At 57.1% G+C, this 10,472-nt stretch carries 7 protein-coding genes; 2 read left to right on the top strand and 5 right to left on the bottom strand.

What is annotated here, in order from left to right; genetic code table 11:
• Positions 1-221 precede the first annotated feature (221 nt).
• Entirely contained in the window at positions 222-2,180 is a 1,959-nt protein-coding gene (locus DT068_RS16530) for a DEAD/DEAH box helicase (RefSeq protein WP_119390961.1), read from the bottom strand.
• A 423-nt stretch (positions 2,181-2,603) separates the two neighbouring features.
• Here DT068_RS16530 and DT068_RS16525 point away from each other — a divergent pair, with 423 nt between their 5' ends.
• Entirely contained in the window at positions 2,604-2,861 is a 258-nt protein-coding gene (locus DT068_RS16525; protein ID WP_119390960.1) for a hypothetical protein, read from the top strand.
• Between the two features lie 444 nt (positions 2,862-3,305).
• On the opposite strand, the gene DT068_RS16515 is transcribed toward DT068_RS16525, so the two are convergent.
• The 4 genes from DT068_RS16515 to DT068_RS16500 form a co-directional block, all read right to left on the bottom strand.
• Positions 3,306-4,619, bottom strand: a complete 1,314-nt coding sequence (locus tag DT068_RS16515; protein ID WP_119390958.1) for an FAD-binding oxidoreductase — start codon at positions 4,617-4,619, stop codon at positions 3,306-3,308.
• A 164-nt stretch (positions 4,620-4,783) separates the two neighbouring features.
• Positions 4,784-7,093 (bottom strand): S8 family peptidase, encoded by a 2,310-nt coding sequence (locus DT068_RS16510; protein WP_368904774.1) that lies wholly within the window; start codon positions 7,091-7,093, stop codon positions 4,784-4,786.
• A gap of 49 nt (positions 7,094-7,142) precedes the next feature.
• Positions 7,143-8,234, bottom strand: coding sequence for an AAA family ATPase (locus DT068_RS16505; RefSeq protein WP_119390957.1), 1,092 nt, complete (start codon positions 8,232-8,234; stop codon positions 7,143-7,145).
• A gap of 465 nt (positions 8,235-8,699) precedes the next feature.
• Positions 8,700-9,497 (bottom strand): DeoR/GlpR family DNA-binding transcription regulator, encoded by a 798-nt coding sequence (locus tag DT068_RS16500; RefSeq protein ID WP_119390956.1) that lies wholly within the window; start codon positions 9,495-9,497, stop codon positions 8,700-8,702.
• A 149-nt stretch (positions 9,498-9,646) separates the two neighbouring features.
• Here DT068_RS16500 and DT068_RS16495 point away from each other — a divergent pair, with 149 nt between their 5' ends.
• On the top strand, positions 9,647-10,459 hold the full coding sequence (locus tag DT068_RS16495; RefSeq protein ID WP_119390986.1) for a carbohydrate ABC transporter permease: 813 nt from the start codon (positions 9,647-9,649) through the stop codon (positions 10,457-10,459).
• The last annotated feature ends 13 nt before the right edge of the window (positions 10,460-10,472 follow it).

Genomic DNA, 10,472 nt, shown 5'->3' with positions numbered 1-10,472 from the left:
CGTTATACAATCTGTCGGCATCGGAGCGCTCCTCGAATCCATCGAAGTTATTGCAGCACAACAACTTTCGCTGATTCGGCGCTCCGATGCGCTCCTTAGTTTGAGAAATCCGGGCTAGATCATCGGAGCCCTCGACCCAAATGAAGGCGGAATGACGCCAGCGCTTGGGAGTCACCTGCCAGCCTGTTCGCCTTGTGGAAACGGTTATAACCAGGATCGCCTCAACCGCGCTGCTTGTTTTTCTTTTTCTTTGGCTTCTTGCCGAAGGCAGGCTTGCCAAATCGGGGGCCATGGTCACGCGGCGGCCGCCCTCCATCGCCAGGCTTGTGTCCGTGCCGCTGCTTTTTGTCTAATCCCGGCACGGTCTCGGATTTGGGGGCCTCGCCATGATGCTTCCGGGGTTGTTCATGACGGGGCTTGTCGTTTTTATGTGCCTTGCTCTTGTGGGCTTTGCCGGGACCTCTGGCTTTACCGGCAGGCTTTTCGAAGGCCGCTTCGCCTTGCGGGCCGCCCGGCAGGGCCTCGATGCGGATGTTCTCTTCCTGGTCGGGGCGCTTCAGGTTTTCTGAAAACCGCTCCGCCGCCTGCCCGGAGATCTCGAATTCGGAGTGGGTCCCGTAAATTCTGATGGCGCCGATGTCCTGCTTGCCGATGCCCCCGCGGCGGCAGATCATCGGCAGCAGCCAGCGCGCCTCGGCATTCTTCTTGCGTCCGACGCTCAGGCGGAACCATACGCTGCCCTCCGCCATGCTGCGGCGAAACTCCGGCCTTGTCCTCCTCGCTTCCATCCCGGCTTGATTGTCGTTGCTACGCGCGCGAGCCTCCCGTCTTTCACCGCGATCACTACGCGATCGGCCAGTGTCCTGGCCGGGATCGATGATGTCTTCGGGTGACGGCAATCGTGAGCGATAGAGCCTGGCGAGCGCCGTAGCGATTTCCTCGGGCGACCGCTCGGCGAGCAAGGTACGGGCCAGTGTCAGGTCATCCTCGCTCGACTCCCCGGTGAAGAGCGCACCTTGCAGCATGCGCTGCTGATCGAGCTTGCGGATGTCTTCCGACTGCGGTGCCGTGCCCCATAGGGCCTCAATGCCGGCCTGGACGAGCATTGCTTCGGTACGGCGGCGGCGTGCCGGTGGCACCAGCAACACGCTGACCCCCTTGCGGCCCGCGCGGCCGGTGCGGCCGGAGCGATGCTGCAGGGTTTCCGGATCATTCGGCAGATCCGCATGAATGACGAGGCCGACATTCGGCAGATCGATGCCGCGCGCCGCGACGTCGGTGGCCACGCAGACGCGCGCCCGTCCATCGCGCAGGGACTGCAGCGCGTTCGTCCGTTCGTTCTGCGTCAACTCTCCCGAGAGCGCCACCACGGAAAACCCGCGCTCCAGGAGAGCCGCCTGCAAATGCCGGACGGTGTTTCTCGTATTGCAGAAGACGATGGCGCCGGGCGACTCGAAATAGCGCAGCACATTGACGACCGCATGCTCGACATCGCGTGCGACGATCCTGATGGCGCGATACTCGATGTCGGCATGGCCGCCATCGCCGCCCGCAACCTCGATGCGGAAGGCGTCTCTCTGATATTGCCTGGCCAGCGCGACGATACCGCGCGGCAACGTCGCCGAGAACAGCACTGTGCGGCGCGTGTCCGGCGTGGTCTTCAGGATGAATTCCAGATCCTCGCGAAAGCCAAGGTCGAGCATTTCATCGGCTTCATCGAGCACGACGGCTTTCAGTTCCGAAACGTCGAGATGGCCGCGCCGCAAGTGGTCGCACAGCCGACCTGGCGTTCCGACAACGATATGCGCGCCATGGGCAAGCTCGCGCTGCTCGCGGCGCGGATCCATGCCGCCGACGCAGGAAACGATGCGGGCGCCCGTATAGTGATAGAGCCAGGCGAGCTCGCGCTGCACCTGCAAGGCAAGCTCCCGCGTTGGTGCGACGATCAAGGCCAGAGGCTGGGTGGTGCCTCTTTCGAACCGATCCGTTTCGCCGAGAAGATTCTTTGCAATCGACAATCCATACGCAACCGTCTTGCCCGAGCCGGTTTGCGCCGAAACCAGGAGATCCCGGTCGACGGCCGCATCGGCGAGCACCGCCGCCTGCACGGGCGTCGGGTCGGTGTAGCTGCGCTCGGCCAGGGCTTGGGCGAGCTGCGGACTTGTCGGCAAGAATGTCACGAGATGTCAGACCTTGATGGGGTTGTCGTAAATAGCAGCGAATTGAGAGGATGATGGGGCATGCCTTGCACGGTTACGAGCAATTCCTCAAGCAGATCGAGGACCCGATCGTCGTGTGATGGAGCGACTGGCCCTGCCACGGGTGCTTGTTCGCGAATCTGTGACCGGAACCGGATTTCAGAGCCAAGAGTTCGTCAGTTCGGCGTGCTGAGCCGTGCTCGCAGTCATATTGGCGCCCGCAGCACGCTCATACCAAATTTTTCTTGCAGCTGTGGACGAGAGCGTTCTATTTCTGTTCTTGCATTTGAGGCGCGATTACATACTTGACGCACCAAGGCTACGGAACCGAGCCTTTACCAAAATCATTGAAAATGACGACCTGGTAGTGTGAAACTCCCACTTTCAATGGAACGAGCTGACTGAATGACGATTTTCGCGGTAATTGGCCCCCCGGATAATACTGCCTTGAAAAGCCGTGTGGAGGCTGCATTTACTAGGTTTCTGGAGTTTGCTCCAAATCAGTTCGTAGTCTCGGAGACTGGGATTACAGCCACGCAGGCCGGTGAAAAGATTGGAACAGACAATGTCGCCGGGCTTTTTGTGGTATTTCCTGTCTCGAATTACTTTGGATACCACAAGAAAGAATTGTGGGAGTGGATGAAGGTTAACTCGTCAGAATAACATGGCAAAAGGCTCTTACGGAGTTGGCCAGCCTGACCCGGGCGTCGGAACCCCGCCTACCCGGTCGTCAGACATTTTGCTGACGGAGGTAGCGAAGCTGCAGAGTGACTACACTCACCTGCAGAACGACCTCAAGGACACGCGCGGCGACATGAAGGATGTCCGCGACCGCCTCACGGCATTGGAGGTGGAGGTAAAACATCTGCCGGGGAAGGGATTCATTATCACCGTGGTTACGGTTGCGCTTGGCATCGCTGTGGGGCTCTTAGCTATCGCCCCCAGAATACAAGCATTTGTGAACCCGCCGCCGGCGGCTACCGCGCCCGCCCCGCAACCAAATACTACTCAAGCGAACCCTTAGACTTACTATTTTTCGCGCCAGCCTTGCCAACCTTCCACGAGGCCTCATTAAACGCGTTTCATCGTCAGAACAGCCAGCTGCCGTCAGGGCGTGATGTTCTGGTTGAGGCGAAACACGTTCATCGGGTCATAGCGCCGCTTGATCGCGGTGAGGCGGGCAAATTTCTCGGCACCATAGGCGCTCTGGGCGATGCCTGAATCCGACTGCTCATTCACATAGTTTGTCGTCGCCGAGTGGAGCGCCAGACGGCGCGCGGTCTCGCGTCCCCAGGCCATGCAGGCTTTATCCTCAGCCGGATCATTCCACATCGCATTGGCGATCCAGTAGAACTCCGCCGCCCGGCCCGCATAGGCCGTCGCAGCTTCATCGATGTCCTTCACCGCGCCACCGAGCTGGAGGGCATAGACTTCCACATCGGGGCTCGGCGTCCTGCCGACGGAATCGGCAATGGTCTCGATGGCGGCATCGCTGAGCTCCGCGAAGAAGCCCCCCTTGGTGTAATAGCGCCGTCCCCAGGCGACATGATCATCGGCGCGCGACTGCAATTCGAGAAAACTCATGCCGGTGATCCCGCCTTGCGCACTATTGGCAAGCTGACCGAAAGCTTCGATTTCGGCAGGCGCGAGGCCGTCCGAAGCGAAGGCGGTGATCGAAAATTTATCGCGGGTCGCCGCAAAAGAAGTGGTCACTTGCCGGGGGGCCAGCGCCGCAAGGTCGCGATATTTTTTCAGCGCGGTGCTAATCTGGCGAATGTCATAATCCCAGGCGCCGACACATACGCGCCCCAGCGGATGCATGCGGAATCGGAACCGGGTTACCACGCCGAAATTGCCGCCACCCCCGCGCAGCGCCCAGAACAGGTCCGGGTGAGTGTCGGCATCGACGGTCAGAAGCGTTCCGTCGGCGAGACAGATTTCCACCGCGATCAGATTGTCTACCGTCATGCCGAAACGCCGGCTGAGCCATCCCATGCCGCCGCCCAAAGTGAGCCCGCCGACACCCGTATGCGAAACGACACCTGCCGGCGTCACGAGCCCGAAGGGGCTGCCGGCCCGGTCCAGATCGCCGAGCAGGGCGCCGCCACCCACTTCGGCCAAATGTTTTGCCGGATCGATCTCGACATGGTTCAGCCGTGACAGATCGAGCACCATGCCCTTGTCGCAGGTCGAGAATCCGGGAAGGCTGTGGCCGCCGCCGCGCACCGCGAGCGGCAACCCCCGGTCGACCGCGAGACGAATGGCGGCCTGCACGTCTGCCGCGTTGCGAGGCTGAAGGATGAGGTCGGGTCGCCTGTCATGCAGACCATTCCAGACCATCCGGAGCTTCTCATAACCCGCATGGCGTGGGTCGATCACGTCTCCGGCAAAGGAAGAAGCATCGATGACTTGCGTATCCATGACACCTCCGGAAAGCCGGCAGTGTGCAATCTATGCTTCCGTTTAGTCAAGGAAAGCCATGCTTCCCGCTCGCCATGGCGTCGCAGACTCTATTCCATGAGGGTTTCGGCGATGATGATCCGTGCCACGGCTTTCTCGATGAGAGATCAGCTTTGCGTAAGAGATCAGCTTTGCGAGTCGACTGAAATTGGAACTTGAAGGGCGATAGAATTCGCAACTTCAGTATGGAGATCTATTTCGGCTGCTTCTGCATTGATCTCCACTATCAAAGCAAAACGAACTCCTTTTGGTTCAGTACCAACAACTTTCTTTGATTTCCACCATCCTGCGACTGGGTGCACCGCAATGAAATTGCGACGCGCAAGGTCTGACGCCCGACACGTCAACTCATCAATGTGGAGCGATCCAACGTCACGACGATTAACTCCAAACCGCCAGCCGTCTGGCGAGCTATCAATTATCTGCTCATCTTCCTCTTCAAGGGCTTCGTCGCTTATTCGCGAGACAAATTGGGTCACGTCTTCATTAGCTCTATTCAATTTGAAGCGAAGATTGTGAGAGGCATAGAGATATTTTTTTCCTCTACTTGCCTCGGCGGGGTTTGGTTGAACAAATGAACTGAGTGCTACTCGCAATGTAACGTTCGTGCTCCCCAACTCACGCAAGGCTGCCTCTGGCCAAGGCAACTCGAATAACTTCAATTCGTTGTTGACAATGTTCGTCGCTCCCTTCTTGCTAGACTTTGCATAGGGGACGATCGAATCTTGCACAATTAAGGTCAGTGAGTTTGCGGCACTCTTAGTTGCCCTGGGTAGGTCGGGGACTCCATACCCATATCGGCTGAAGAGTGCTTCATAGTCACTCTTTAAAGCATTCGCTGGAAGGTGAGACAGCATTTGGCCCGTCCATCTCGCCGATGAGACATACAGGGCACGAATAGTCTCTGGCCAAAGCTCTGGATATTCTGTCCAAAGCATGGCCAATTGCCTCGAAGCAAGTGCTGTTGCTGCGCTAGTTTCACCGATCGTGCAAAATGCGCGTTGAGGGAATGTGTGATGTGTGGTGAGCACCTGGAGGTCTTGGTGTTTGAGCGGAGGAAAAAAACCAGAGTAGCACCAGTTACCCCCTTCCAACACCACATCGGGCTTGAGCGGCCACGTGGAGTTCCAACTCGAAGTTCTGGAACTAGGTGATAGATCGCCCACAGGAGCGTATGCCACCCCGTCACTTTCTTCTGAAAGGGTGGATTTCTCTGTAAATGCTCCAACGGTTATTGCATTCCATGCTTGAGCCGGGGACTCTAGTTCGTGTTCTTGTGAGTCACAGACCTCCAAATAGTTCATCGACATAAACTTGTTTTGATCGGTGTTACCTGCCGAAACAGCAAGAAGGCGCTTATTAGATTCTCCGTCATTTGACCCAAAGCAAATCTTATCTATTGCCGATGACCAAGAGGTGGGCGCCCCATCGTGAGGCGTGTCCTGGTCCGTTGTCGATGCCAGAGAGAACACTCTTCGCCTATCACCTGTAGTTTCTGCGAAGTCGACAGCCTTTTCAGTGATCGCGCCAAGTAGGTAGTGTTGGTTCAAGCCAGCATCCGGGTAAATTTTGACAGATTCGAGCCGATGGCGGACGGAAAGAGGAAGTCCCGACTGAAGCGGTAGTGTGAGATCACCATAGATAGCCAGCCCCGCCATCTGAGTTCCGTGACCACGGTTGTCTTCAACCGTCCATTCAAGATTTGCCGAGTGTCTATCCGCTTGATTGATTACTGGATTAATAAGGGGGTGCGCGCGGCTGACACCCGTGTCGAGGACAGTTACAAAGGATGGATCGTGACCAAACTGATACTGCGTATTTGAGGTAAGGGAATTTACCCAATCAGCCTGATCTTCAGGAGGAAGGTCATCAAAAAAGCTTGGAAGAGTGGCAAGGACAGCAAGGGCCTTTACTTCGCCTCGACCTGCGACAAGTTGTGCCATCTGAGCCCTATTGCAGGTAGCGACAACGATAGTGTCTTCGGGAAACTTCAGGGTTTCAGCACTCAAATGGATGCCTGCCTGTTGAGCGGCAAAGCGAAATGTAGTCTCCGAGTCCGGTCGTATCCAAACTTCCCACTGAGCATTGATATTCGGAGCGGGAAAGCGATTCGCCTCACTTCGCCACAATGACCTCAAAGCAGCTTCAGCAATCGAGTGAATGCCTTGTATGAGGTTCGCGTGATAGGGCCGACCTACTGTGTCATCCTTCTTTAATCTGTTCTTCGACTGAAACTCTGAAACTTTCTGCTGAAGTTTTCGTAACCCATCGCTTGTAGCAAATACGGTTGCATGGGCTGAACCTTCCTCTGTTGTTGCGGGCCTGAAATTCAGTAGTTCAAGCCCACTTGAGTCCAGACTTTCCAAAGCCATCGGCTGGCCTTGTCGTCCTTCGATATCTAAGTATGTGCCTTTCGCCTGTTCCGGCAGGTTCAATCTAATGGCACTCAAGGCTGTCAGAAGAGCTTGGGCATGAGCGCTTCTGTCAATTACGTCGCTTGGTGACTTTCCTCTCCCTGACTTTGCGCGAAACGGCCGATTTTTTCCTATTCCTTGAACGACTAAGTGATTTAGGTTTCTTTGCACCAAAATCCACTCCTATCTCTTGCAGGAGGTGCCGGCTGTCTATAGCAAGCAGCAAATCGCCGGTTTCAATACCGCGACCACCGTGGAGCACAACAGCTCGTGCTGCATCTTCTGCTGCAATCACAACGTCTGAAGTGGAAAGCCCCAGCGCTCTTTGCGTAACGATCTTCCACTCGACTGATCCGATATCAAAGCCGATCAGTCTTCGGCTGAATGTTGCTTTTATTGCTGTCTCATCTGGAAGCTCGTATTTTAGAACGACATCAAATCTTCTGAGAATCGCATGATCTAGAATCTGTGGAAGATTGGTTGTTGCTACGACTATTGAACCTCCTCCTTTCTCGTCTAGGAACTGGAGGAAGGAGTTCAATACTCGCCTAGCCTCGCCAACATCGTTGCTATTCGTACGCGTTCCAGCAAGCGCATCAATCTCATCAAAGAGATAAACTCCCCGATGATTTACAATTGAATCAAAAACCAATCTGAGTTTCTGGGCCGTCTCTCCCATGAATTTGGATATCAGCCCGTGTAGTAACACTGTGAAAAGTGGATATTTTAGTTCTCCGGCAATGGCAGAGGCACTTAGTGTCTTCCCAGTTCCAGGCGGACCCGCGAGCAACAGATGTCGCCGTGGGCGCAAACCCGATTCTTCCAACCGTGCAACTGAGCGAGACTCCTTTACGATTGCTTCCAACTCTTTTTGTAGTCGAGCGGGCAGTACAAGATCGACGAGTTTGTTCGTCGGGTAACTGGCCCTGATCAAGTCGGACAGCTCCCCACGAGGACTAACAATTGGCGTGGGTCCTCCGCGCAATTGATTGGACTTCGGCATTCGCCCAGCCTCCGCCCATTGCCTAAGCTGTTCGGCAAGTGCCTTGTGGCCTTTTTGTTCCTCGGCAGCTGCCAATTGCATTGCGAGATCAAAAAATCGCTCGCTGTTACCTTCAGCGTGACTTTTGACTAACCCGATTAGTTGTTGTGCCGATGCCATTTTCACGGTCTTAAGAGCATTCCTGTGCTCGTAAATAGTAACCTAAGCAATGACTGGAGTTTCATCTGCGAAGTTCGCTTTCAATCGTGCCCACGATCACCCCGGTGGCCTTAGTCTTTGTCGTCTAGACAACCTATCGACTAGGTCGCGGTTGACAATGCCTTTTCCGAGGCACGTGTTTACTAAGTACTGACTTTACCCGAACTCTTAGATCGAGAAAACGCATGTACCTGAAATGGCGCACCCAACAGGATGAAAGCCTGTGACCTACCTTCGGAGGGCAGTACTCTATGAGCTGTGCTACCAGTGCTGCTGAAAGGTAAGGAACACACTAGCCGAAGCCGCCGGCGCGCCGCAACTGCTGGTCTTAAATGGCGCCGATAGCTGGTCAAGGCCCTAGGATCATTCGGCGATTCCCTCACGTGCCCGCGGTCGCATCGCGGGGCTGAAAGACAGGACCGGACTTTATTCCAGGAGATTCTCGGCGATGATGATCCGTGCCCCGGCTTTCTCAATGGCGTCACGCAGGGCATCGGGCGGCGCAGTATCGACGACGAGATAATGGATTTCGCCAAGTGCCGCGATCCGCACCATGGCCTGCCGGTTGAACTTGCTGGCATCGCACAGGGCGACGACCAGGTCGGAGCGCTGGATGAAGACGCGCTTGATCTCGGAATCCTCCGGCGAATAGTCGAAGAGGCCCGCTTCCGAGATGCCCGACAGGCCGAGGAACAGGATGTCATAGTGATAGGTGGAGACGAAGGAGGCGGCAGTCGAGCCATAGATCGACAATTCGCGCCCGCGCACCCGTCCGCCCGGCAGATAGACCGGATGCGCGGTTTCGGCGAGCAGGCTTGCCGCGCGCGTATTGTTGGTGATGATCCTGAGATCGGCCACATCGCCGAGAAAGCGGGTGAGCTCGAGCGTCGTCGAGCCGGTGTCGAGCGCGATCGTGTGGCCGGGCCTGACGAATTGCGCGGCGCGCCTTGCGATGCGGATCTTGGCGTCGCTGTTGCGCCGGCGGCGTGCCTCGAAGGTCGGCTCCCTTATGTCATAGATATTGGCCGATCCGTTACGGGCGATGAGGGCGCCGCCATGGGTGCGCCGGATCGTGCCCGAGCGTTCGAGCTCGGTCAGGTCGCGCCTGATCGTGATCTCCGACACGCCGGTCTCCTCGGCGATATCGGAAACGCTCATGAAGCCGCGGCGGCTCAGGCTTTCGACCAGCAGGGTCTGGCGGGCAATGGGATCGCGCGGCGGCATGATCGTTCAGCGATGCGGCATGATGATCGATATCGTTCAGACCCGCTCAGGTGTTGCGGGGTGATTTTCTGCCATTCTGTCTTGTTTTGACGAGATGCGCCACTATAATGATCGAAAATGATCATAAAAGTCAGGGAGCGGCCTTCGGCATGAGAGGGATCGTCAAGAGGGTTCTGCCGCACATTATTCTATGTGCCTTCTCCCTCATGATCCTGATGCCGCTTCTGTGGATCCTGCGGGTGAGCTTCACCGACCGGCTCACCGCCTACAAGATCCCGCCCGAGATCGGCACCGTCGGCCTCATGAACTATGTCGAGATCTTCCAGCGCTATCCGTTCGCGAGCTGGTTTCTCAACAGCCTCATCGTCGCTCTGGGCGCCACCGCGATCGCCTTGCCGCTGGCGACCGCGCTGGCCTATGCCTTTGCCCGCTTCAATACCGGCGGCACCTTCCTGCGGCTCGGCGTCCTCGCCAGCCAGATGCTGCCGCCCATCATTCTGGTGCTGCCGCTGTTCGGCATGTTCCTGATGGCGGGCCTGATGCACAGCCGCACCGGCCTCGTCATCGCCCATCTCACCATCTCGTTGCCGTTCCTGTCCTGGATGCTGGTGTCGTTCTTCGAGGGCGACGTGGCGCGGCTCGAGGAGGCGGCGCGCGTCGATGGCGCCACGCGCTGGCAGGCCTTCCGCCATATCGCGGTGCCGGTCGCCGCCCCCGGCATCCTTGCCGCGGGCCTTCTCGGCTTCATTCTGAGCTGGAACGAGTTCCTCTTCGCGCTGGTGCTGTCGGGTCCCTCGAGCCAGACCTTGCCGGTCGGCCTCGCGGCACTCGAGACGCATGCCGGCGTCGAGATAGCCCCGCTTGCCGCGGCGACCGTCGTGTCGCTGGTGCCGGTCTTCGCGCTGCTGCCGTTCCTGCGCAAACATCTCATCAAAGGTCTTTCACTTGGTGCCCTCAAGTGATGATGGCCTGAAG

This window comes from Taklimakanibacter lacteus, from assembly GCA_003576695.1.
Lineage (GTDB): Bacteria > Pseudomonadota > Alphaproteobacteria > Rhizobiales > Aestuariivirgaceae > Taklimakanibacter > Taklimakanibacter lacteus.
Note: the sequence above shows the minus strand (reverse complement) of the source record. Positions and strands in the feature narration are given on the sequence as shown.